The sequence below is a fragment of the Herbiconiux sp. FW305-C-125 genome (assembly GCF_058783455.1).
The window spans coordinates 123,327-147,267 of the sequence record NZ_JBYSYO010000001.1 but is presented as its reverse complement, the minus strand read 5'-3'; the positions used below and the strand labels follow the sequence as shown (position 1 = coordinate 147,267).

Below are 23,941 nucleotides of genomic sequence, written 5' to 3'. Positions count from 1 at the left end.
GGTCGCGAGGAGTTCAGTAGCGGGGGCGGTCGGGGCGCTTGGCGGAACGGTTGCCGCGGTCGGGGCGGATGTCGATGAGCACACCGCTGATACGGGTGTTCTCGAGACGGCGGAGGGTGTCGGGCGAGAGGTTCGCGGGCAGCTCGACGAGCGAGAAGTCCGGGCGGATCTGGATGGCCCCGAAGTCGCCGCGGTTGAGACCGCCCTCGTTGGCCAGTGCGCCCACGATCTGACGCGGCTCGACCCGCTGCCGCTTGCCGACGGCGATGCGGTACGTGGTCTTGGGGCCGGAATCGCGATTGCCGCGGTCGGGCCGGTCGGGCCGGTCGCGGTCGGGGCGCGAGCTGCGGTCGCCGCGCATCCGCTCGCCGCGGTCGCCCCCATCGGACTGACGCGGCTCGAAGCGGTCGAAGCGCTGCGCCCGCTCCGCCTCGGGGTCGAGCAGCAGCGGCGTGTCGCCCTGCGCCACCACGGCCAGGGCTGCCGCGACGTCGGCCTCGGGCACGTCGTGGTGCGAGACGTAGTGGGCGATGATGTCGCGGAAGCGCTCGATGCGCTCGGTCTCGGCCAGCGCGGCCGTGATGGAGTCGTCGAAGCGGGTGAGCCGGGTGGAGTTCACGTCGTCGACGCTCGGCAACTGCATCTGGGTGAGCGGCTGGCGGGTGGCCTTCTCGATCGAGGTGAGCATGCGGCGCTCGCGCGGGGTGACGAAACTGATGGCGTCACCGGTGCGCCCGGCGCGGCCGGTGCGCCCGATGCGGTGCACGTACGACTCCGTGTCGATCGGCAGGTCGTAGTTCACCACGTGGCTGATGCGGTCGACGTCGAGGCCGCGCGCCGCGACATCCGTCGCCACCAGGATGTCGAGCTTGCCCGACTTCAGCTGGTTCACCGTGCGCTCGCGCTGCAGCTGAGCCACGTCGCCGTTGATCGCGGCGGCCGCGTAGCCGCGGGCCCGAAGCTTCTCGGCGAGCGTCTCGGTCTCGTTCTTCGTGCGGGTGAACACGATCATGCCCTCGAAGTTCTCGACCTCGAGGATGCGGGTGAGCGCGTCGACCTTCTGCGGGTACGACACGACGAGGTAGCGCTGGGTGATGTTGGCCGAGGTGGTGGTCGTCGCCTTGACCGTGATCTCGTCCGGGTCGTGCAGGTACTTCTGTGAGATGCGGCGGATCTGCGCCGGCATCGTGGCCGAGAACAGCGCCACCTGCTTGTCGTCGGGGGTGTCGGCGAGAATGGTCTCGACGTCTTCGGCGAAGCCCATCTTGAGCATCTCGTCGGCCTCGTCGAGAACCAGGTACTTCAGCTCGGAGAGGTCGAGGGTGCCCTTGTCGAGGTGGTCCATGATGCGGCCCGGGGTGCCCACCACGATGTGAACGCCACGGCGGAGCGCCGAGAGCTGCACGCCGTACCCCTGCCCGCCGTAGACGGGGAGCACGTGCACGCCGCGCAGGTGCGCCGCGTACTTCTCGAACGCCTCGCAGACCTGCAGGGCGAGCTCGCGGGTGGGGGCGAGCACGAGCGCCTGCGGGGTCTTCTGGGCGAGGTCGAGGCGGTCGAGGATCGGGAGCGCGAAGGCGGCGGTCTTGCCGGTGCCGGTCTGGGCGGTGCCGAGCACGTCCCGGCCGGCCAGGAGCGGTGGGATCGTGGCGGCCTGGATGGCCGAGGGGGTCTCGTAGCCGACGTCTTTCAGCGCCTTGAGAACCGCGTCGCCGAGGCCGAGATCGGTGAACGTCAGTTCTTCGCGGGCGGTGTCGGCGTCGGCAGGCGGGGTGGTGCTGGTGGAGGGCATGCGTCAACGGTAGCCCCTGCGCCCGTCGGCGTGCCTGAGAAGCGGGCTGCGCGGGCGCGATTGCTTTGCACAATAGTTGTGCATACTTTCTGTGCATGCAATGATCGAGTCATGACGACGAGTGACGACGGAGCTGCGCAAAGCGACTACCGGGGGATGCACCTCGACGCGCGGGCCGTGCGGGTGCTGGCGCATCCGCTGCGGTCGCGCATCCTCGGCCGGCTCCGGCTGGCGGGGCCGGCGACGGCCACCGAACTCGCGGCCGCTCTCGACACGAACACGGGGGCGACCAGCTACCACCTCCGGGCGCTCGAGTCGGTCGGCCTCGTCAGCGACACCGGCTCGGGGGAGGGGAAGCGCCGGGTGTGGCGGGCGTCGACCGACTACCACTCCTGGGTCAACTCCGACTTCGCCGGCGACGAGGATGCACGCACCGCCCTCGACTGGCTGCAGCGCGACTACGTGCGGCAGTTCGCGCACCGCGCCGAGCGCTGGCTCGATGCGGCCGAGAGCTGGCCCCGCGAATGGGTCGACGTGCTCGGCCTGAACGACGCCTTCGTCGAGGTGACGGCGGAGCAGGCGGCGGCCCTGCAGGCCGACCTCGGCGCGGTGCTGGCGCGGTACCGCACGAAGGGTGCGGGGGGCGCGGGGGCGCGGCGCATCCACGTCTCCATCCAGTCGAGCCCGGTCGAGCTGCGTCCGCCGGGGGATTCGGGGGCGCAGTGAGCGGTGCCGCGGTCAGTGCCCGAGCGGCGGAGCGCCGGCTCGTGCTGCTCACCGCCACCCGGTGGCTGCCGGTGGGTCTCGTGTTCGGCCTCACCGTGCTGCTGCCGCTCGAACGCGGACTCTCGCTCGCCGAGGTCGGGACACTCCTGGCGATCCAGGGCTTCGTCGTGCTCCTGCTCGAACTGCCGACCGGCGGACTCGCGGATGCGCTGGGCCGGCGCCCCCTGCTCGTCGCCTCCGGGGTCATCGCGGTGGGATCGACCACCCTCTTCGTGCTGTCGACGGGGTTCTGGATGTTCGCGGTCGCGCTGGTGGCACAGGGCGTGTTCCGGGCGCTCGACTCGGGCCCGCTGGAGGCCTGGTACGTCGACGCCGCGCAGGCGGACGACCCCGGCGCACCGATCGAACGCGGTCTGAGCAGGGCAGCCACCGTGCTCGGGGTGGCGATCGCCGTGGGAGCGCTGATCGGCGGCGGGCTCGTCGCGTGGCATCCGCTCGGCGCGGGGGCGGCGCTCGCGGTGCCGTTCGCCGTCGCCGCCGTGCTGTACACACTGCACACGGTGCTCGTGGCGGCACTCGTCCGCGAGCCCGCGCGGCACGGTGCCGGACTGCCCTCTCGCGGGCGACGCGGCACCACGCGCCTCCGCACCCGGCGGCTCGGCCCCGCCCTCGCGGCGGCCCGCGAGGCCCCGCGTACCATCGTGGCGGGCCTCGGCCTCCTCCGCCGCAACGGCGTGCTGCGCGCGGTGGTGCTCGTCGAGGTGTTCTGGAGCGTCGCGATGATCGCGTTCGAGACCTTCACACCAGTGCGCCTGGCCGGTTTCCTCGGCAGCGAAGACGCCGCGGGTGCGCTGTTCGGCCCGGTCTCCGCGGCCGCCTGGGGCCTGTTCGCCCTCGGGTCGCTGGTCGCGGGGTTGGGGAGCCGCGTTCTCGGGGTGGCCTGGACGGCGATCGTCGCGCGCATCCTGAACGGCCTGTTCGTGGTGGGCATGGGGCTGGCGCTCGGGGTGGTGGGCCTTGTGGCCGGGTACTGGCTGGCGTACCTCACGCACGGTGCGGCGGGCCCGATGCACAGCACCCTGCTGCACCGTCAGGCGACGAGCGCGAACCGGGCGGTCGTGCTCTCGATGAACTCCATGGTCGCGGGCGGCGCCTACAGCGTGGGACTGCTGCTGCTCGCCCCGCTCGCCGACCTCGCGGGCACGGCGGCGGCCTTCGTCGTGGCGGGGTCGTTCAGCGTCATCGGGGCGGTGCTCTACCTCCCGGCGCTCCGCCAGGAACGAGCCACCCGCCCGTGACCGGGCCCGCTAGCATGGTGCGGGCGGAGGGGCCGCACGGGGGGGGAGTTCCGGGGTATGGACGAGCTGGTTTCGAGGCCGACGACGGGGCGCATCCTCGCCGCCCGCATCTGGTTCGGCGGCATCGCGGTGGTGGTGGGCGTGGCGCTCATCATCCAGATCGTGCTCATCTTCACCGGCGGCCAAGACGTCAACGCCTTCCAGACCACGGTGGGGCAGAGCCTCGGCACACGGTTCTTCCACCTGTTCAGCTACTTCACCATCCAGAGCAACCTGTTCGTGCTCGGCACCTCCATCGCCCTCGCCCTCAACGTGTGGCGCAACGGCGCGGTCTGGCGCGTGCTCCGGTTCGACGCGCTGCTCGGCATCATCATCACCGGGCTCGTCTACGAGGGCATCCTGGCGGCGCTCGTGCACCCCACCGGCTGGGCGCTCGCGGCCACCATCGGCTTCCACTACATCTCGCCGTGGGCGACGCTGATCGGCTGGTTCATCTTCGGTCCGCGCCCGCGGATGCCCTGGACGACCACGCTGTTCGGCTTCATCTGGCCGATCGCGTGGCTCGTGTTCACCTTCGTCGTGGGCGCGATCATGAACTGGTACCCCTACCCGTTCCTCGACGTGTCCCTGATCGGCTTCGCCGACTCGGTGCGCAACTGCCTCGTCATCCTGCTGATCGGGGTGGTGATCGCGGTCGTCCTGACCCTTCTCGACCGGCGCCTCCCCGCCCTCGTGCACGACGGCCCCCGCCGCTCCCGCCGCTGACCGGGCCGGCTCCGCGCCCGCGGGCCAGGAGCGCGGATTTTACGAACCCGTAACCGGTCATTCACCCGGCGTCCGCGCCCAGAACTTACGCTCGCCCGATGACCTGCGAATCCGGGCGCCGCGCATGATCGATCACGTCGATCCGTTCATCGGCACCGAGCCCACCGCCCTGCCTGCGCCGACGGGGCTGGCGGCGACCTGGTGGTGGCCGAAACCGCAGATCGGCAACACGCATCCGGGCGCCACGCATCCGCTCGGCATGGTCTCGGCCTGCGCCTATTCCGGCGCGTACCCCACGGGGTACGGCCGCTACGACCTGAGCCTCGAAGGCGTGCCGGCCACGATCTACGACGAGCAGCTGGCCAGCGGATTCACGCACTTCCAGCAGTCGGGGACGGGTGCCATCCGCAAGTACTACAACTACTTCCGGGTGACGCCGATGATCGAGCCGCTCGACGAGCTCGGCCGCACCTGGGCGCTCACCGAGGAGCAGGCCTCGCCCGGCTACTACGCCGCCACCCTCGACTCGGGCGTTAGCGCGGAGATCACGGTGGGGCCGAAGAGCGCCGTGCACCGGTACACCTTTCCGCGGCATCCGAACGCCCGCATCGTGGTGGACTTCTCGCTCGGTGGCCTCGCCATCCCGTACGGCCGCACCATTCCGCTGCGCGCGCACCTCGAGACGCGGGAACCCGGCGTGGCGAGCGGAGTGATGGTGGCGGAGGGCGCCCCGATCGCCGTGCACGTCGAGTGCGACGCCCCGCACTGGCGGCAGATGCTCTGGTACGACCGGCGTCTGATGCCCGGCGGCAAGCGGCTCGACTTCGACCACATCCGGCCGACCACCCTGCGCCCGTTCGGCCTCATGTGGGCGGGCCCGAGTGAGCCGGGGCAGACCATCGAGCTGCGGATCGGGTTCTCGCTGCGCGGGGTCGAGCAGGCCGAGCAGAACCTCCGCGCCGATTGCGGCCCGGGGCCGGGGCGCTTCGACTCGCGGCGGGAGCGCACCCAGAAGACCTGGCGCAAGCACCTCAAGACCATCTCGGTCGACACCCCGTCGCCCGAGCGCAAGACGGTCTTCTCCACCGCCCTCTACCACTCGCTGATCAAGCCGTCGTTCGCCGCCTCCGAGAGTCCGTTCTGGCCGAGCGAGGGCCCGTTCGCCTTCGACATCGCCACGATGTGGGACATCTACCGCACCCAGCTGCCGCTGCTCACCGCCCTGCAGCCCGAGAAGGCGGTCGAACTCGCCAATGCGCTCCTCACGATCTGCGAGGAGGAGGGCAACTTCCCGATCGGTTACCGGATGGCGCGCGGCAGCGACCGCTTCTCCCGCCAGGGCAGCGCGCTCGCGCACACCTTCCTCGCCGACCTCTGCCAGCTCGGCGTCGCGGGCATCGACTGGGACTGGGCGCTCGTGCACATGAGCGACGACCTGCGCCGCACCTACGGCGAGGAGTACCTGCTGCGGGGGGAGGCGCATCCGATCACCCACACCCTCGACATCGCGTTCGGCTACTGGTGCACCGCGCAGGTCGCCCGGCACGTGGGCGACCGGATGCTCGCCACCCAGCTCGAGGAGCTCGCGACCCGGTGGCCGAACGCCTTCGATTCCACGACGGGCCTGCTCAAGGATTCGACGTTCTACGAGGGCAGCCGGCACAACTACTCGTTCCGGGTGCAGCACGACATGGCCGGCCGCATCGAGTTGAGCGGCGGGCGCGAGCGGTTCGTGGCGCAGCTCGACGAGTTCTTCGGCTTCGGCGCTCCGGCGGTGCGGCAGCCCGGCCTTCGGCCCGAGCTCGCCGAGCTCGCGGCCGGGTACGCCCTCGGCCGCTTCGAAGGGCTCAACAACGAACCCGACATGGACGCCCCGTGGGCCTACCACTACGCCGGCCGGCCCGACCGCACCGCCGAGGTGGTGCACAACGTGGTGCACCAGCAGTTCGGCACCGGGCGCGGCGGACTGCCGGGCAACGACGACTCGGGCGGCCTCAGCTCGTGGTTCGTGTGGGCGTCGCTCGGGCTGTTCCCGGTCGCCGGCCAGAACCTCGTGCTGGTGAACGCGCCGTCGTTCCGCGCGGCCGAGATCTCGGTCGGCGGCGGGACGTTCTCGGTGCAGACCTCGGGGTTCCGGGAGCCCGTCGCGGGCGGGCCGGTGCAGTACGTGCAGGGGGCGACGCTCAACGGGCATCCGCTCGAGCGCAGTTGGCTGCACGGCGCGGAGTTCCACGGCGGGGGAGAGCTGCTACTCGAGCTCGGGCCGGAGCCGAGCGAGTGGGGCACGGCGGTCGTGCCGCCCTCCTTCTCACCGGGCGAGGCGGCAGCGCCGATGACGGCGCCTACGACAGCAGCACCGACAGCACCGACAGCACCATCGACAGCACCGACGACAGGAGTGACCCCATGACCGCCATCCGTAACCGCCTGGTGATCGTGAACCGGGCCGATCCGGTGATCTGCGGGCACTCGGTCGAGGGCCGCAACCTCGCCGAGGCGGCGCTCACCCGCGGCTTCGACGAGGTGCGCATCGTGACCTGGCCGATCGAGCGGCTCGAAGCCGCGGGCCTGCCGCTGAAACCCCTCGACTCGGTGCTGCCGTACAGCCCGGGAATCATCGTCGAACGGCCTGAGCCGGTGGGCGACTACAAGGTGCCGGACGGCCGCTACCTCGCCGGCATCACCGGCCGACTGGTGGAGCTGTTCACCGACGGCGTGCCCACCGTCGCCCTCTCGCTCTACCTGAGCCCGCACACCATCGCCGTGGCCGATGCGGTGCGCGCGGCCTGGGGCACCGGGCTTCCGGTGAACGTCACCACCATCGCCGAAGCGGTGGGGTCGGACGTCACGAACGTGGTGCGGAGCGCCGTGCAGGAGGGGCGGCTGGGAGCGGCCGCGCACATCCTCTCGTCGTACCTCTCGCAAGACCACTGCGTCGCGGTGTCGGAGTACACCCGCGACCTCATCATCGAGGAGGCGGCACAGGTCGACGCGCAGCACGGCACCCGCTTCGCCGAGCAGTGCCGTGAGCGCATCGCCGTGTCGTACCCGGCCATCGACGCGTCGGCGTACCTCGACCTCGATGCGGCCGTCACCGACGACCTGCTCGCCGCGCGGGGCCTGGCGCGGGACGGCTACCTGCTGTTCCTGTCGCGGCTGACGGATGCGAAGGGCGTCGACGACCTGATCGCCGGCTTCGAGCGCAGCGAGCTGGCGGCGACGTCGGCGATGCCGCTCGTGATTGCCGGGCGCGGGCCGCAGGCGGATGCGCTGCGGAACCTGGCGTCGCGGTCGCCGTTGGCGGAGCGCATCCGCTTCTTCGATGATGTCGGGGATGCGGAGAAGCCGCACCTGATGGCCGGCTGCGCCGCTTTCGTGCTGCCCTCGAAGCCGCGGCCCGAGTTCGTCGAGACCTTCGGCATCGCGCTGGCCGAGAAGATGCTCGCGGGCGGCGGGCCCGTCATCACGACGCTCACCGGCGGCATCGGCGAGGCGATCGGCGACCACGCGATCGTGGTGCCGGTCAACGACCCCGACGCGATCGCGACCGCCATCGACGCCGCGGTGCTGCACACCACGCCCGAGGCCCGAGCCGAGGCCGCGCACGCGGCCCGCGCCTACGCCCTCCAGTTCGACCGCGGCGCCGTCTTCGACAAGCTCTTCGCGGGCATTCCCCTCGCCGCTCCAGTGCTTTGAGTGTTGCATTTATGATACGCTTTTGGTGCTGATCCGACACGAAAGGAGTGATCTACATGGCCGCGACGGAGGTCTTCTGGAACGATTTGCGAGACGATCTCCGCGACCCGGAGTTCCTGCGCGAGTACGTCGCGCAGTGGGCGCGCATCGCGACGACCGACGCCATCGTGAACGCTCTGGATGATCGTCGCGCCGAAATCGGGCTGAGCAAAGCAGCGCTCGCACGGGCGATCAACGCTGATCCGGCCGCTCTCCGGCGGCTGCTCAGCGCTCCCCGAACCAACCCCACCGTCGGCACGGTCGCTGAGATCGCTGCGGCGCTGGGGTTGCGCCTGGTGCTCGAGCCGCTCGACGCCACCGACCGCGAGCTGATGACGACGACTCTCCTTGAGGGTCAAGCCCCGGATGTGGATGCTCTGATCTCACGCATCGGAGCGCCCGGCCAGGCCCTCGTCGAGTGACCTCGGGTTTCGTCGCCAATATTCGACGCCGAGTGCCCGAACCTTTCCGTAGTCGCGGGCGCTCAGGGTGGTGCGAAACGGTTTCGCGGCACCCGCGATGACCACGAGCAAAGGTTTCTCAACGCAAACTGCCTCGTAATCGAGCAGGCAGAACAGTCGGTAGTGAGCACGTCGCGGTCCATCGACGCGCACTTCGAACCATCCCGTCATCTCGCCGTGCATCGCCTCCCAGTAACCGCCACCCGAGAACCGCTTGGGCGGTGCCTGTGCTACGGCGACGAGCGCCGCCCGCATGGTCGCGCGCACTGCCGTCGGGAACGACTTCAGTGCGTCGCGCCCGGGTGTGGCCTGTGCGGGATCGTCGTGCGCGTGGCGACGGAAGAAGACGATGTCGTGCGCGTCATCGCTCGACTTCCGCCGAGGCGGCTGCGGATTCGGTGGGGCGGCGACTCGCGCTGTTCGGCGCGCCCGCGAGTCGGGAGACATGCGGGCACGCTACCGGTGCTCTTATGAGGGGGGAGCTGTTCGGCGAGATCCGTGGATGATTGCGGTCTGTGGAGAACGCATCCGGTGGTCAGGCCTCGGACTGGACGGTCGTGGTGGCCAGGGGGATCTCCTTCACGAAGCAGAGGAGGAGCGCCGCCGCGAGCATCAGGGGGACCAGGTAGAGGTACACGGGGCTGAGGGCGGTGGAGTAGGCGTCGACGATCATGGCGTGCAGCTCCGGCGGCAGCGCGTTGATGGCGGCGGGGGTGAGGGCGTTGGTGTCGGTCGGCACCGCGCCGCCCGCGGCACCCCCGGCGGCAGCGGATGACGCCAGCTGCTCGGTGAGCCGCGCCACGAACAGCGACCCCACGATGGCCGAGCCGAGCGACGCCCCGATCTCGCGGAAGAAGTTGTTGCCCGCGGTCGCGGTGCCCACCATCGAGTGCGGCACCGAGTTCTGCACGATGAGCACGAGCACCTGCATCGCCAGGCCGATGCCGAGCCCGAGGATGGTGAGGTACGTGAGGATCAGCCAGAGCGGCGTGTCGGCGCGCATCGTCGAGAAGAGCACGAGCGCGGCGGCGACGACGAGCGAGCCCACGATGGGCATCCACTTGTACCGCCCCGTCTTGGTGATGAGGAAGCCGCCGCCGATCGCGGTGACCAGGAGGCCGCCGAGCATCGGCAGCAGCATGAAGCCCGACTGGGTGGCGTTCACGCTGTTCACGATCTGCAGGAAGGTCGGCATGTAGCCGATGGCGCCGAACATCGAGATGCCGATGGCGAGGCCGCCCAGCGTGGTGAGCGTGAAGTTGCGGTTCTTGAACAGCGACATCGGGATGACGGGCTCGGCCGAGCGCCGCTCGATCAGCACGAAGGCGACCGCGGAGACGATCGTGATGACGATCATGGCGATGATGACGGGGGAGTTCCAGTCGTACTCCGTGCCGCCCCAGGACGCGGTGAGCACGAGCCCTGCTGCCGCGATGGCGAGGGTGATCATGCCGGCCACGTCGATGCGCGGCTTCTGACCGGCCCCCACGGGAGGCAGCTTGATGAACGCGACGGCGGCGAGGATGGCGGCGATGCCGAGGGGCACGTTGATCCAGAACGCGAGGCGCCAGCTCAGCACATCGGTGAACAACCCGCCGAGCAGCGGCCCCGCCACCGAGGACAACCCGAAGACCACGCCGATGAAGCCCATGTACTTGCCGCGCTCGCGGGCCGGGATGACGTCGGCGATGATGGCCTGCGACAGGATCATCAAGCCGCCACCGCCGATTCCCTGGACGGCGCGGCCGGCGATCAGCCACTCCATCGAGTTCGCGAAGCCGCCGAGGATGGAGCCGAGCACGAAGATCGACAGCGCGATGACGAACAGCGACTTGCGCCCGATGAGGTCGCCGAGCTTGCCGTAGACCGGCATCACCACGGTGGAGGCGAGGATGTACGCCGTCGCCACCCAGAGCATGTGGTTCACGCCGTCGAGGTCGCCGACGATGGTCGGGAGGGCGGTGCCGAGGATGGTCTGGTCGAGTGCCGAGAGCAGCATCGCCACCATGAGGGCGGCGAAGATCAGGCCGACGCGTTTCTGCGAGAGCGGGGCGGGGGCGGTGCCGGAGACCTCGTCGAGGTCAGGGGTCGTGGACATGCTTCTCCTGGGGCGTTCGGGTGGGGCGCGGGGTGTGTGGGGTGTCTGGGGTCAGTGGCGGGGCTGCGCGAGGTCGAGGATCAGACCGCGCGCGTCGTCGATATGGGCCGCGAGGGGGCGCCGGGCACCGGGCTCGTGGGTCCAGGTGTGCAGTCCGAGGCGCAGCGCGGCACCCGCGAGCATCACGATGCCCCAGGCGTGGCTGCCGCGGTCGGCTGCCGGAACCGAGCCCTCCTCGCCGAGCAGTCGCTCGACCTGCTGGGCGAGGTCGTCTTCGATGGCGCCGAGGCGCTGGAAGTCCTTCACGAGCAACGACGGATTGGCCAACGCCACCGCGCGTCGCTTGGCCTGAAGCTCCGGCGTGCCGAAATCGAATGACGCGATCTCGTCGCGCACCGCGTCGATCAGCTGGTCGAGCACCGGCACGCTCGGGCGGTAACGGATGCTCGGCAGCACGGGCGGGCCGAACGCCTTCGAGGCGCCGATCACCGCATCCTCTTTGCTGGCGAAGTAATTGAAGAAGGTGCGGCTCGTGACGTCGGCACGCTGACTGATGGCCTCGACGGTGACCTCCGCGAGACCGAACTCGGCCGTGAGCTCGACGGCCGCCACCTCGATGGCGCGCGCGGTCTCGCGCTTCTTGCGTTCGCGCAGCCCGAGCGGCTCGTCGGCCACCAGAACGTCCCCGGATGTCATGAGGCGATTCTTTCACAACAGGAAAAGTTTCGCAACGAGAAAGTTTTGGCGCATAATCTGATCTCTTGACCAAGTCATCAGATTAATGTCATGCTGGCCGCACTTTCCCACCGATACGACGGAGTATTCAATGAGAAGAACCCTGCCCGCGCTCGTCGCCGGCACCCTCGCGGCCCCGCTGGTGGTCGCCGCACTCGTCCCAGCGGGCGCCGCCTCGGCGGCCTCGCCGTGGACCGTGTCGACCACGCGCGCCGGCTACGTCGGCGCGTCGTACTCCTACGCGCAGACCACGGGACCTGCGACCACGATGACGTACCTGCCCGATCTGCCGCACGCGGGAACCTGGCGCGTGGACTACTCGATCCCCAACACCAACAACAACTACCTGGTCACCGCGACGACGGTGGGCATCGATCACCAGGGTGGCCATGACGACGTGGTGATGAACCAGCGCACCGGTGGCACCGGCTGGCAGACCCTCGGCAGCTTCACCTTCGACGCCGAACGGTCGGGCGACGTCGTCATCTCCAGCGCCGGCACCGGCGGCACCATCGTGCTGGCCGACGCCGTGCGGTTCGTCGACCCGGTATCGGGAGTCGAGGTTCTCGTCGACGACGACGAAGCTGAGACCGACGCGCCCGCGGCCCCCGTCGCGCCCACCGCGACAGCCTCGTCGAGTTCGAGCGCCGTACTCGATTGGAGCCTGCCATCCGGCGCCACGGCTCCCGCGCGTTTCGACGTCGCGCAGCGCACCGCCGTCCCCACCTGGAGCACCTCGTCGACCCGCACCCCATTCGTCGGCTCGTCGTACTCCGTCACGCCGGTCTCGAGCGCGCGGACGGCGCTCCAGTACACCCCGGTGCTCCCGCACGCCGGCACGTGGCGCGTGGAGTACTCGCTGCCTTACAACAACCTCAACAACCTCGTCACCGCCACGAGCGTCACGGTGACCCATGGCGGCGCCACCGAATCCGTGAGCATCGACCAGCAGGCGAGCCCGGGCGTGCAGTGGCGCACCCTCGGCAGCTACGCCTTCGACGCCGGCGACTCGGGGTCGATCACGATCACGAGTGTCGGCTCCGGCGGCACCTATGTCGTGGCCGACGCGTTCCGGTTCGTCGACCCGGCGACGGGTGACCAGGTCGTGGTCGACGACTCCGCCGCTGTGCTCCGGCCATTCGGCAGCGCCGGTGGCACGGTCGGCTCCGCGACCTCGTACACGGTCGGCCACCTGGATGCATCGACCGGCTACACCTTCCGCATCCGGTCCCGGGTCGGTGACGCGGTCTCGCGCTGGGTCACGATGCCGGCGGTGACGACTCCGGGAGCCAACTCCGTGGTGCGCAGCACCATCGTCGCCCCTTCGACCACCGCCAACCCGCGCAATGGCGACGGCACGCTGCTGGAGCTCGACGGCGGCGACCTGTTCTTCGTCTACGCCCGCTACGAGGCCACCGACGACTTCGCCGACGCCGAGATCGCGGCACGCACCTCCGGCGACGGCGGGCGCACCTGGTCGGCCGAACGCATCCTGTTCGGCACGATCGGAGGTGGCCAGACGTACATCCAGCCCTCCATCGTGCGCCTCGCCGACGGCGGCATCGGTCTCACCTTCTCGGTGCAGGAGATCTCCGGCACCAGCACGACCGTTGCCCACAAGGTCTTCACCCGCAGCGACGACGAGGGTGCCACCTGGTCGACGCCGGCCACCTTCTCCGACGGTTCGTCGAACATCATCACGAGTGCGGGCGGCCGGCTGATCGTGCTGGCGAACGGCCGGCTGCTGCAGGTGGTGAATCTGAGGCAGCCCACGGCGCAAGACCGGTCGACCGGCATCTACACCTCCGACGACGACGGAGCCACGTGGACGAACCGCACGCCCACCCCGCTGCAAGGTCCCAACGCGTTCATCGAGGCGACCGCCGCCGAGTACGCGCCCGGCCAGATCCTGCTGCTCGGCCGCACCACGATCGGCCGCAGCGGGTTCCTCTGGCAATCGGTCTCCACCGACTACGGCGTCACCTGGTCGACCCCCTCCCGCACCGATGTCGCCGAGCCCAACAGCCCTGCCTACCTGCAGAAGCTGCCCGGCGGCGGGCTCGTGCTGCTCACCAACGGCGACACGAACCACGGCACCCGTTACATCCTGGCTTCGCGGGTGAGCACCGACGGCGGCGCGACCTGGTCGAACTACCGGCAGATCGAATACGCCGAACCGAACCATGTCAGCTATCCGTCGATGTACTTCGCGGCCGACGGTGCCCACCTCGTGTACTACTCGTCGCCCTCGGGCTCGCGCGACAGCGCCCAGCTCTCCCTGCCGGCGAGCTGGTTCACCGAGACGGATGCGTACCCCTACGCCCCGACGACGGTCGCGCACCTGAACGGCTCGACTCTCACCTTCACCACCGTGAGCGGTGGGCAGGGCACGGTCGGCGTGAATCCGCGAGTGACGGTCGACGGCGTGTCCGTGACACCCGTCGACGGACGGCTGACCCTCACCAGTGGAACGCACGCCGTCAGCTGGTCGGCCGTGGACAGTGCCGGGCGGGAGGAGGTGTGGCGAACCCAGACCCTCGTCGTCCCGTGAAAACTGGCTCTTGACGATTAATAGATCAGATCCTAGTTTTAAGTCATCAGATAACAGCAACAGATTGTCTGATCAAAGTCCGACCCACACCATCCGCACCAGATTCCTGCACACTGCTCAAGGAGGAGCAATCAATGAAGAGAACCCGAATCATCCGGGGCGCCCTGGGTGCCGTCGCGCTGGGGGTGGCGGTCGCGCTGACGGCCTGCTCCGCGCCGGCCTCGAGCGACGGCCCCACCGAGAGCGGCGCCCCGGCCGTCAAAGAGCTCACCGTGTGGGCCTTCGACAGCAAGACGCCACCGAAGCTGCAAGAGGGCTTCGCCGCGGCCTACCCCGACTACGACCTCAACATCGTGCAGATCCCGTCCGCCGACATGGTGCAGCGCCTCGTCGTCGCCCTGCAGGGTGGATCGGGACTGCCGGATGTGGTGCAGCTGTCCCCGCGCGACGCCGGCGGCCTGCTGAAGACCGGGCAGTTCCTGGACATGACCGCGGAGCTCGAACCGATCAAGGACAAGTTCGCCGAGGGCACCCTGGTGGGCACGGGCGATGAGCTCAACACCTTCACGATGGGCCCGGGCAACATGGGCCTCTGGGTGAACAAGGCGGCGCTCGCCGAGCACGGCCTGTCGATCCCCGACGACCCGACCTGGGACGACATCGTCGACGTGGCGAAGAAGCTCAAGGACGCCTCGGGCGGCACGCAGTACCTGTTCATCCAGCCGCCCGGCACCAACGGTTTCAACTACTTCAACGCCTTCTACCAGTCGCGCGGTGGCACCTGGTGGGATGACGACGGCAACCTCTCGGCCGACCCCGAGCTCGCCGCCGACACCCTCGAGTTCCTGGTCGACCTCGACAAGCAGGGCCTCGTCTATCACGGCATCTGGACCGACCCCACCTGGTGGGACGCCATCCGCAACAAGACCGTCGTGGGCTGGGGCATGAACTTCGGCGTCGGGTCGACGAACCTGCAGCAGAACGTGCCCGAGCAGTCCGGCGACTGGGAGCTCGTCACCTGGCCGAAGTGGAAGGCCGGCGACGAGCAGATGACTGGCGCGTTCGGCGGCAGCATGTACATCGGGCTGAAGGCGGCCAAGAACCAGCAGGGCGCCAAAGACCTGCTCATGTGGTGGCTGAGCGACGAGGGCCTGAAGGCGCAGCAGGACACGCTGGGCATCGTGGCCTACGACGCCCCCGAGGGCGTGCTCGACCAGGACAAGGCCGACCCGTACTTCGGTGGCCAGACCGTGATCGAGGACCTCAAGAGCGTGCCCTACCCGGCCACGAACTACCTCAACTGGCCGCAGACCTCCTCGGCGCTGACCGACGCCGTCGACAAGGCGTTCGCCGGCGACCTCAGCCCGCAGGATGCGATCGACCAGGCCCTGCAGGAGCTGAAGAGCGAATGACGACGACACGGATGCCGGTGAGCATCAAGCGCAAGCCGGCTCGCCGGCATCCGCGGTCCGCCCCCTACCTCTTCATCGCCCCGTTCTTCCTGCTGTTCCTGCCGTTCGGGGCGGGCTCGATCGTGCTCGCCCTGGCGATGGCGTTCGTCGACTGGCCGCTCGGCCTGCCGCCGTCGTGGGTGGGAATCGCGAACTTCACCGACGTGCTCTCCGACCCCATCTTCGGCAAGGCCATGGGCAACACGGTGCTGATGCTCGGTGGGTTCCTGCTGGTGCTGATGCCGCTCACCATCTTCATCGCCGTGCTGCTGAAGCAGCTGCGGAAGGGCGCCGTGAACGCCGTGCAGATCTTGATCTTCGCGCCGATCACGATGTCGCTGATCGCCGTGGCGCTCATCTTCGACCTGCTCTACGACGACAACATCGGGCTGCTCAACGGCCTGCTCGGACAGGTCGGTCTCGGCCCGGTCGGCTTCCTGACGGATGCACACATCGCGCCCTGGGCGATCGTGGCCCTGCGCATCTGGCGGGTGGCCGGCTACTACGCGATCATCCTGTTCGCGGGGCTGCAGTCGATCCCGGAGGACATCCACGAGGCGGCCGCGATCGACGGCGCCGGGGCGTTCAAACGCTTCTGGTACGTGACGCTGCCGCTGTTGAAACCCGTGATCCTGTTCGTGCTGGTGGCGGCGAGCATCGCCTCGTGGGAGCTGTTCGCCGAACCCAACGTGCTGACCGACGGCGGCCCGGCGCGCTCGACGCTGACCGCCGTGATGTACATCTTCCAGGCCTCGTTCGACGAGTTCAGCCTCGGGCGGGGCGCCGCGGCATCCGTCGTGCTCGCGGCCTGCATCATCGCCAGCACGCTGCTCGCCAACCGACTGCTGAGGAGCGACGACCGTGCTTAGACCATCCCTCTCCGCGCGCGTGGTGACGATCGTGGCGCTCGCGATCATCGCCGTCGGCTGCGCCCTGCCGCTGTACTGGCTGGTGCTGTCGTCGCTGCGCCCGACCAGCGAGCTCGGCGACCCCTCGCTCGTGCCGACCGGGCTCACGCTCAACAACTACGTGGCGGCGTTCCAGTCGAGCATTCCGCGCTGGATGCTCAACACCCTCGGCATCGCACTGCTCACGACGGGGTTGGGACTTGCGGTGGCGACGCTCGCGGCGTTCGGTTTCGCGCGCTACCGATTCCGCGGGCAGACCGTGCTGTTCGCCCTCATCCTCGCCAGTCTCGCGGTGCCGGAGTACGCCACCGTGCTGCCGCAATTCGCGATCATGCGCCAGTTCGGCCTGCTCAACACCTGGCTCGCCGTCATCCTGCCGCTCGCCGCGAATGCCCTGGTGCTCTTCCTGCTGCGGCAGTACTTCTCGCAGCTGCCGGAGGAGCTCTTCGACGCGGCCCGGCTGGATGGCGCGGGGGAACTCCGGTTGTTCCTCTCGGTCGGGCTCCCGCTCGTGCGGCCGGGTCTCGGGGCCGCGGGTCTGCTCGTCTTCCTCAGCAGCTGGAACGCCTACCTGCTGCCGCTCGTGATGCTCACGAACTCCGAGCAGTTCACCATGCCGATCGGCCTGGCCTTCCTGCACTCGCAGCTCTCGGTCGGCTTCGCCACCGCCGACCCGTGGGCGGTCATCACCGCCGGCACCGTCATCTCCGTCCTCCCGCTCATCGTCTGTCTGCTCTTCATGCAGCGGCAGTTCATCGGCGGCCTCACGGCGGGAGCCGTGAAGTGACCGCCGACCCCACCTCCACCGAAAGGCACCTCGTGACAGTCCCGTTCAGCGGCACGATCCCCCCGGTCGTCGCGCCCCTCACCCCCGACCGCCAGGTCGACGTCCCGGCGGTGCAGCGGATCGCCGATCACCTCATCGCCAATGGCGCCGACGGCCTGTTCGTGCTGGGCTCCTGCGGTGAGGGCCCGACGCTCACCGCCGAGGTGGCGACCACCCTGGTCGACGCCTACGTGCGGGCCGCCGACGGGCGCGTGCCCGTGCTCGCCGGGGTGGGGGAGACGAGCACCGAGCGGGCCGTCGAGGCCACGCGACGCCTCGAGGCCGTCGGCGTGTCGGGCATCGTGGCGATGGCGCCGATGTACTTCGCGGTGGAGGGCGACGAACCGGTCGAGCGCCACATCGCGGCGGTCGCCGCGAGCACGACGCTCCCCGTGGTGATCTACAACATCCCGCACCTCACGCACCACCCCATCACCCCCGCCGCCGTCACCCGGCTCGCCGAGCTCGAGAACGTGGTGGCGCTGAAGGAGTCGTCGGGCTTCTGGGAGGTCTACGCGCCGCTGGCCGAGGCGGCACGCGCCGGCGGGCTCGCCGTGTTCCAGGGTGCCGAGGGCCTCATCGCCCGCAGCCTCGCCGAGGGGGCGACCGGCGCCGTGCCCGGCATCGCCAACGTCGCGCCCGCCCTCTCGTCCGAACTCGTGCGGGCCGGGCTCGCGGGCGACCGAGAGCGGGCGGCCGACCTGCAGGCGCAGCTCGACGCGGTCTGCGAGCTCTACGCATCCGGCTTCTGGCTGGCGTCGCTCAAGTACGCGGTCGAGGTGCTGGGTCTCGCGGATGCGACGGCCGGGCAGGCGCTGCCGGTGCTGACCGACGAGGGCCGAGCGCGGGTGCGGTCGATCGTCGAAGAGCTCGTGCCCGCCGCGGGCGAGGTCGCGCGATGACGGGGTACGCCGTCGACGTCGCGATCATCGGGGGTGGCCTCGGCGGCGTCGCCGGGGCGCTCGCCGCCGCCCGGGCCGGCGCCCGCGTCGTGCTGACCGAGGAGACGAGCTGGATCGGCGGGCAGCTGACCTCGCAGGCGGTGCCGCCCGACGAGCATCCGTGGATCGAGCAGTTCGGCAGCACCGCGAGCTACCGGGCCCTCCGCGACGGCATCCGCGACTACTACCGCCGGTGGTACCCGCTGTCGCAGCGGGCGCGGGACCAGCGCTTCCTCAATCCGGGCTCCGGCTCGGTGAGCGCGATCTGCCACGAACCGCGGGTGGCGCTCGCCGTGCTCAATCGGATGCTCGCGCCGTACACCGCGTCGGGTCAGGTGACGGTGCTCACCCGGCACGTGCCGGTCGCGGCCGAGACCGACGGCGAAAGCATCACGGCCGTCACCGTGCGCGACCTCGCCTCCGGACGCGAGCTCGAGCTGCGCGCCCCGTACTTCCTCGACGCGACCGAGACCGGCGAACTGCTGCCCCTCGCGGGCGTCGAGTACGTCACCGGCACGGAGTCGCGCGCCCAGACCGGTGAACCGCACGCGCCCGAGGTCGCGAAGCCCGGGTCGATGCAGAGCTTCACGGTCTGCTTCGCGATGGACCACCTCGAGGGCGAGGACCACACCATCGACCGCCCCGAGCAGTACGCGTTCTGGACGAGTCCGGATGCGCCGGTGCGCCCCGCGCCGCAGATCGGCTGGCACGCAGTGGCCGAGCCGGGGCGGGTGCTCGTGCCCAACCCCGATCCGGCCACCGACGCCGCCATCGTGGTGTCGGCCTCGCAGCAAGGCCGCTTCTCGCCGCCGCCGGACTACAAGCCCATCGAGGACCTCTGGCGCTTCCGGCGCCTGCTCGCCCGTGCCAACTTCGAGCCGGAGCTCCCGAGCGACGTGACGCTCGTGAACTGGCCGGCCAACGACCACACCTACGGCTCCATCGTCGACGTGCCGCCGGCTGAACGGGAGGCGAACCTGCACGCCGCCCGGCAGCACAGCCTGAGCCTCCTCTACTGGCTGCAGACCGAGGCGCCGCGCGCCGACGGTGGCACCGGCTTCCCCGGCCTCCGGCCCCGCGGCGACGTGCTCGGCACCGACGACGGGCTCGCGATGGCGCCCTACATCCGCGAGGGGCGGCGCATCCGGGCGCAGTACACGATCGTCGAGCAGGACATCGCCCGCTCGAGCCTCGGCGACACGCCGCGGGCGCCCTACGCCGACTCGGTGGGTGTGGGCAGCTACAAGATCGATCTGCATCCGTCGACCGAGGGCGGCGAGCGGATGTACGACTCGGCCTGGCCGTTCGAGATCCCGCTGGGTGCGTTGCTGCCCGAGCGCGTGACGAACCTCGTGGCGGCCGCCAAGAACATCGGCACCACCCACATCACGAACGGGTGCTACCGCGTGCATCCGGTGGAGTGGAACATCGGCGAGAGCGCCGGCGCGCTCGCCGCGTTCTGTGTGCGGGAAGGCGTGTCGCCGGCGGCGGTGCGGTCGTCGCCGGACCTCGTCGCCGACTTCCAGCGGGAACTCGAGCAGCACGGCGTCGAACTGCACTGGCCGAACGTGCGGGCCTATTGACGATGGGCAGGGGATTGGAGAACAGGATGACCGGCGCACTGCGCGAACGATCTGTCGACGTGCTCGTCGTGGGTGGAGGAGCCGCGGGCGTCGCCGCGACCGTCGCCGCCGCGCGCACCGGCGCCCGCACCATAGTGGTGGAGCGGGCCGGGTTCCTCGGCGGCATCTCGGCGACGCTGCCCTGGCTCGGCTTCCACGACCAGCGGTACATGCAGGTGGTGAAGGGCCTCCCGCTGGAATTCGTGCGACGGCTGCAGGATGCCGGGGGTGCGGGCCCGATCACGCTCGATCCGAAGTGCGGGTCGCTGGTGAGCATCCACCCGCACCTCTGGAAGGTGGAGGCGCTCCGCGTGGTGCGTGAGGCCGGGGCTCAGGTGATGTTCCACACGCTCGTGGTCGAGGCGATCCGGGAGGGCGACCGGGTGACGGGCGTGGTCGTGGAGACGAAGTCGGGGCGCGAGATCATCCGCGCCGCCACCGTCATCGACTGCTCGGGCGACGGCGACGTGGCCGCGCTCGCCGGCGCCGCGTGGGAGAAGGGACGCACCGGCGACGGTCTCGTACAGGCCCCGACCCTCGTCTTCCGCCTCGGCGGTGTCGACGACGAAGCGTTCAAACGGGCCTGCCAAGACCCGGCATTCAACTACCGCGAGTGGCTCGCGCCTTACCCGGAGCTCTTCGCCGAGATGTCGGCGAAGCTCGACGAGGTCGACACCTTCGTGCTCGGTGGCTTCGCGGGGCTGATCGAGCGCGCCCGGGCGGCCGGCGAGGCCGACTTCCCGCAGACCCGGGTGGTGGGCGTGAAGGTGAACACCCCGAACTCGCCGCACGAGATCAGCGTGGTGATGACGCGCGTGCTCGGCCTGGACCCCACCGACGTCGACTCGATGACGGAGGCCTACGCGCGGGTGTACGAGCAGGTGCCGGTGCTCGTGTCGTTCTTCAGACGCTGGGTGCCCGGATGCTCCGACGCCTACTTGATCGAGATCGCACCCATGCTCGGCGTGCGCGAGAGCCGCCGCATCACGGGCGACTACGTGCTCCCGGCCGAAGACCTCGTCGACGGGGCACGGCACGACGACGACGTGGCGATGGGCGGGTACCACATCGACATCCACCGGCCGAGCGGCAGCTGGGTGGAGTCGTACAACGTGCAGGCCTACGGCATCCCGCTGCGCTCGCTCATCGCCGCCGGGCTCGACGGACTGATGATGGCGGGCAAGTGCCTGTCGGCGACGCACGAGGCGGTGGCGTCGACCCGGGTGATCCCGATCTGCATGGCCGAAGGAGAGGCGGCGGGAACGGCGGCGGGGCTGGCGGCGCTCGCCGGGGTGGACGTCCGTGCGGTGCCCGTGGCGCGCATCCGTGCGGTGCTCGAGGCGAACGGCGCCGAGATCGGTACCACGCTCACCGAACCCGACCCGCGGGAGATCGCCGGCTGGCCGCAACTGCCGCAGGAAGCCGAGCAGACGACGGGGGAGTCGGATGCGGCGACGCAGGTGACGGCGGCATGGCTGAGCTGAGCGGGTCGCGGCCTCGCCCTCGCTCAGGCGTCGCGGGTGTCGTTCACGATCGCCCAGTCGCGGATGAGGGCGAAGTGGTCGCGCATCGCCTGCGCGAGCTGCTTCTCGTCGCGCGCTGCGAGCGCGTCGACGATGGCGAGGTGCTCGGCGGTGAGCCGCTCGGGCGTCGGCACCGGAACGGTGTGCGATGCGCGCATGCGGTGGAACGCCTGCCAGAAGGTCTCGATGATCTGGGTGACGAGGGCGTTCTCGAGCGGCAGGTAGAGCTGCTCGTGGAAGCGGCGGTCGAGCTCGGCCTGGTCGTCGCCGGTGCCGGCGTCGGCCATCGCATTCGCGATGGCGCGCAGGCGCTCGACGTCGCGTGGCCGCAGCACCTCGAGCAGCCGGATGCTCAGCCCCTCCTCGAGCGATTCGCGGAGCTCGAGGAGGTCGCGGAACGAGCGGCCGTCGGCCTGGAGTCCGTAGGGCAGGTTGTCGAGGATCGGGGCGAAGGAGAACTCGGCCACCCGCACGCTGCCGCCGTGCTGCACGGCGAGCACGCCCACGGTCTGGAGGCCGCGCACCGCTTCGCGGAGGGAGAGCCGGCTCATGCCGAGTTGCGCGGCGAGTTCGGCCTCGGGCGGGAGCGAGTCGCCGGCGACGAGTCCCTCGTCGAGGATGAACTGGCGGATCTGCTCCTGGCCGCGGAGGTAGAGCGGTTCTTTGCGCGACATGTCATGAATCATCGCAGACCGGATGCGTACGTCGCTGGTGCGACGAGGGGACGGCGATGAAGTCGGCCGAGCCGCTGTACCGTCGCGGGCAGGCGCAGATCAAGCGGTACATCGTCGAGCACGGTCTGACGCCGGGGAGTGCGCTGCCCACCGAGGCCGAGATGGCGACCCTGTTCGGCATGAGCCGGCTCTCGCTCCGCGAAGCGGTCAAGGGGCTGGAGACGGTGGGTATCCTCACCTCCAAGCAGGGCGACGGCGTGCGGGTGGCCGAGTTCTCGTTCGCGCCGATCGTGGAGAGCCTGCCCTATCTGTTCCAGACCTCGGGGCGTTCGTTCCGCGACCTGCTGGAACTGCGGGAGTCGCTCGAGGAGGGGTTGTGCGGCCGCTTGCTCGGCGTCGTGCGCCCGCGCGACCTCGACACGCTCGACGCCCTCGCGCGGGCGATGGGGGAGCCCGACTCCCCGCCCGATCACGTCGCCGAACTCGACCGGCGGTTCCACTCCCGCATGTACGCTCCGCTCGAGAACACCCTGGTGACGCAGCTGATCGAGCTGTTCTGGCAGGCGTTCAACCGCATGCAGGCGGCCTACGATCTGCCGCGGCCCACTCCGCCCGAGCTGGTCGCCATCCACCTCGCCATCGTCGACGCGCTGCGCAGCGGAGACGAGATCGCGGTGGCGGCGGCCATCCGGGCGCACTTCGCCACCATCCGCGACTGGGTCGACGTGCACCTCAGCGACATTCCGACGTCGTTGCCGGGCGAGGAACGGCGGGCGTGACGGTGCCGGCGCTCAGCCCCGGCGATCCGCGGCTCGGAGCGGCCGGCCTCGCCGAACTCGTGCGAGAGGGGGAGTGGTGGGTGCCGCTGCGGCTTCCGTCGGGCGACGGTGGGTTCGTGCATCCGGAACTCGCGCTGCGAGCACGGATGCCCGCGGGCGGCCGGTTCGCGTTCGTCACCACGGCCACGGCCCTGGAGTGGGAGCTGCGGGTCGACGGGCTGGCCGGCAGCGACCATCCGGTCGCACCGTTCGACGTGCGGGTCGACGGTGAGCTGCTCGTACGCCGGCACATCGTGGGCGAGGACGTGCTCTCCGTCGCGCTTCCGCCGGGACCGTCGGCGGTGGAGGTGTGGTTGCCGCACTACGGCTACCCGCGGCTCGGCGAGCTGCGGCTCATCGGGGGCGATGGCGCCCCCTCCGTCGCACCGATCGCGGAGCGACGCCCGCACCTGGTCGTCTACGGCAGCTCGATCTCGCAGTGCCGTGAAGCGCCGGGCCCGACCGAGACGTGGCCGGCGCTCGTCGCCCGATCTGGCGGGTGGAACCTCCGCTGTCTCGGCTTCGGCGCCCAATGCCACCTCGACCCGACGGTCGCCCGGTTCATCCGCGACAGTCCGGCCGATCTGATCGTGCTCGGCGTCGGCATCAACATCTACGGGTCGGCCAGCTTCTCGGCGCGATCGCTCGGGCCTGCGCTCGAGGGTTTCATCGCCACCATCCGCTCGGGTCACCCCGCCACGCCGATCGTCGTCGTGACCCCGATCGTGTCGCCCGACCGCGAAGCGTCGCCGAACGCCGTGGGGTTGACGCTCGCCGACATCCGGGCCCTGGTGGCCCAGACGGCGCGGCAGTTCTCCCGGGCCGACCCGCATCTGACCCTCATCGACGGCTTGAGCATCCTGGGCGCCGACGACGCGCATCTCCTCGTCGACGGCCTGCACCCCGGACCGGAGGGTTACGCCCTGATCGCCGAGCGGATGCTCGCCCGACTCGCCCCGCTCGCCGCCGTGCCCCGCTGAGCCGAGTCGGCCCGTGAGCGCTGTGGGCTGCGAGCAA

General features: G+C 70.2%; 20 protein-coding genes. 15 read left to right on the top strand and 5 right to left on the bottom strand.

All coding sequences use genetic code 11. The annotated features are described in order from the left end of the window. Positions 1-13: 13 nt before the first annotated feature. Positions 14-1,792: a DEAD/DEAH box helicase gene (locus tag AC3WLB_RS00795; RefSeq protein ID WP_492502472.1), complete on the bottom strand. Its 1,779-nt coding sequence runs from the start codon at positions 1,790-1,792 to the stop codon at positions 14-16. 111 nt (positions 1,793-1,903) lie between these two features. On the opposite strand from AC3WLB_RS00795, the gene AC3WLB_RS00790 reads away from it, so the two are divergent. From AC3WLB_RS00790 to AC3WLB_RS00765, 6 genes are all read left to right on the top strand, one after another. Then, entirely contained in the window at positions 1,904-2,518 is a 615-nt protein-coding gene (locus tag AC3WLB_RS00790; protein ID WP_492502471.1) for a helix-turn-helix domain-containing protein, read from the top strand. Further along, a complete protein-coding gene (locus AC3WLB_RS00785) occupies positions 2,515-3,816 on the top strand; it encodes an MFS transporter (RefSeq protein ID WP_492502470.1) in 1,302 nt (433 codons plus the stop codon). The genes AC3WLB_RS00790 and AC3WLB_RS00785 overlap by 4 nt, the downstream gene beginning before the upstream one ends. A gap of 57 nt (positions 3,817-3,873) precedes the next feature. Next, positions 3,874-4,581 carry a Pr6Pr family membrane protein gene (locus AC3WLB_RS00780; protein WP_492502469.1) on the top strand — a complete coding sequence of 236 codons (708 nt, stop codon included), beginning with the start codon at positions 3,874-3,876 and terminating at the stop codon, positions 4,579-4,581. 124 nt (positions 4,582-4,705) lie between these two features. Next, positions 4,706-6,991 carry a glycoside hydrolase domain-containing protein gene (locus tag AC3WLB_RS00775; RefSeq protein ID WP_492502468.1) on the top strand — a complete coding sequence of 762 codons (2,286 nt, stop codon included), beginning with the start codon at positions 4,706-4,708 and terminating at the stop codon, positions 6,989-6,991. Continuing rightward, on the top strand, positions 6,988-8,277 hold the full coding sequence (locus tag AC3WLB_RS00770; protein WP_492502467.1) for a glycosyltransferase: 1,290 nt from the start codon (positions 6,988-6,990) through the stop codon (positions 8,275-8,277). Before AC3WLB_RS00775 ends, AC3WLB_RS00770 begins: the two co-directional genes overlap by 4 nt. 56 nt (positions 8,278-8,333) lie before the next feature. Then, positions 8,334-8,738 carry a helix-turn-helix domain-containing protein gene (locus AC3WLB_RS00765; RefSeq protein WP_492502466.1) on the top strand — a complete coding sequence of 135 codons (405 nt, stop codon included), beginning with the start codon at positions 8,334-8,336 and terminating at the stop codon, positions 8,736-8,738. Here the strand turns inward: AC3WLB_RS00765 and AC3WLB_RS00760 are convergent. The 3 genes from AC3WLB_RS00760 to AC3WLB_RS00750 form a co-directional block, all read right to left on the bottom strand. Then, positions 8,700-9,224 carry a hypothetical protein gene (locus tag AC3WLB_RS00760; protein ID WP_492502465.1) on the bottom strand — a complete coding sequence of 175 codons (525 nt, stop codon included), beginning with the start codon at positions 9,222-9,224 and terminating at the stop codon, positions 8,700-8,702. The two genes, AC3WLB_RS00765 and AC3WLB_RS00760, sit on opposite strands and share 39 nt — an antisense overlap. 88 nt (positions 9,225-9,312) lie before the next feature. Beyond that, positions 9,313-10,875, bottom strand: coding sequence for an MDR family MFS transporter (locus tag AC3WLB_RS00755; RefSeq protein WP_492502464.1), 1,563 nt, complete (start codon positions 10,873-10,875; stop codon positions 9,313-9,315). Between the two features lie 51 nt (positions 10,876-10,926). Then, positions 10,927-11,571, bottom strand: coding sequence for a TetR/AcrR family transcriptional regulator (locus tag AC3WLB_RS00750; protein WP_492502463.1), 645 nt, complete (start codon positions 11,569-11,571; stop codon positions 10,927-10,929). Positions 11,572-11,701: 130 nt separating this feature from the next. Between AC3WLB_RS00750 and AC3WLB_RS00745 the strand changes: the two genes are divergently transcribed. The 7 genes from AC3WLB_RS00745 (at position 11,702) to AC3WLB_RS00715 (ending at position 21,393) form a co-directional block, all read left to right on the top strand. After that, on the top strand, positions 11,702-14,161 hold the full coding sequence (locus tag AC3WLB_RS00745) for a golvesin C-terminal-like domain-containing protein (protein WP_492502462.1): 2,460 nt from the start codon (positions 11,702-11,704) through the stop codon (positions 14,159-14,161). Between the two features lie 134 nt (positions 14,162-14,295). Next, positions 14,296-15,573, top strand: a complete 1,278-nt coding sequence (locus AC3WLB_RS00740; protein WP_492502461.1) for an ABC transporter substrate-binding protein — start codon at positions 14,296-14,298, stop codon at positions 15,571-15,573. Then, positions 15,570-16,481, top strand: coding sequence for a carbohydrate ABC transporter permease (locus AC3WLB_RS00735; protein WP_492502460.1), 912 nt, complete (start codon positions 15,570-15,572; stop codon positions 16,479-16,481). Before AC3WLB_RS00740 ends, AC3WLB_RS00735 begins: the two co-directional genes overlap by 4 nt. After that, positions 16,474-17,307 (top strand): carbohydrate ABC transporter permease, encoded by an 834-nt coding sequence (locus AC3WLB_RS00730; protein WP_492502459.1) that lies wholly within the window; start codon positions 16,474-16,476, stop codon positions 17,305-17,307. The genes AC3WLB_RS00735 and AC3WLB_RS00730 overlap by 8 nt, the downstream gene beginning before the upstream one ends. Next, the gene (locus AC3WLB_RS00725; RefSeq protein ID WP_492502458.1) at positions 17,304-18,248 is read left to right on the top strand and encodes a dihydrodipicolinate synthase family protein; all 945 of its coding nucleotides are present in this window, start codon (positions 17,304-17,306) and stop codon (positions 18,246-18,248) included. The genes AC3WLB_RS00730 and AC3WLB_RS00725 overlap by 4 nt, the downstream gene beginning before the upstream one ends. After that, positions 18,245-19,870 (top strand): FAD-dependent oxidoreductase, encoded by a 1,626-nt coding sequence (locus AC3WLB_RS00720; protein ID WP_492502457.1) that lies wholly within the window; start codon positions 18,245-18,247, stop codon positions 19,868-19,870. The genes AC3WLB_RS00725 and AC3WLB_RS00720 overlap by 4 nt, the downstream gene beginning before the upstream one ends. Before the next feature lie 26 nt (positions 19,871-19,896). Beyond that, entirely contained in the window at positions 19,897-21,393 is a 1,497-nt protein-coding gene (locus AC3WLB_RS00715) for an FAD-dependent oxidoreductase (RefSeq protein WP_492502456.1), read from the top strand. 23 nt (positions 21,394-21,416) lie between these two features. Here AC3WLB_RS00715 and AC3WLB_RS00710 read toward each other — a convergent pair whose 3' ends face one another. Next, positions 21,417-22,106, bottom strand: a complete 690-nt coding sequence (locus AC3WLB_RS00710) for a FadR/GntR family transcriptional regulator (protein WP_492502455.1) — start codon at positions 22,104-22,106, stop codon at positions 21,417-21,419. Positions 22,107-22,162: 56 nt separating this feature from the next. Between AC3WLB_RS00710 and AC3WLB_RS00705 the strand changes: the two genes are divergently transcribed. Together AC3WLB_RS00705 and AC3WLB_RS00700 are read left to right on the top strand one after the other, a co-directional pair. Continuing rightward, positions 22,163-22,885: a FadR/GntR family transcriptional regulator gene (locus tag AC3WLB_RS00705; protein ID WP_492502454.1), complete on the top strand. Its 723-nt coding sequence runs from the start codon at positions 22,163-22,165 to the stop codon at positions 22,883-22,885. After that, positions 22,882-23,904: an SGNH/GDSL hydrolase family protein gene (locus AC3WLB_RS00700; protein WP_492502453.1), complete on the top strand. Its 1,023-nt coding sequence runs from the start codon at positions 22,882-22,884 to the stop codon at positions 23,902-23,904. Before AC3WLB_RS00705 ends, AC3WLB_RS00700 begins: the two co-directional genes overlap by 4 nt. The last annotated feature ends 37 nt before the right edge of the window (positions 23,905-23,941 follow it).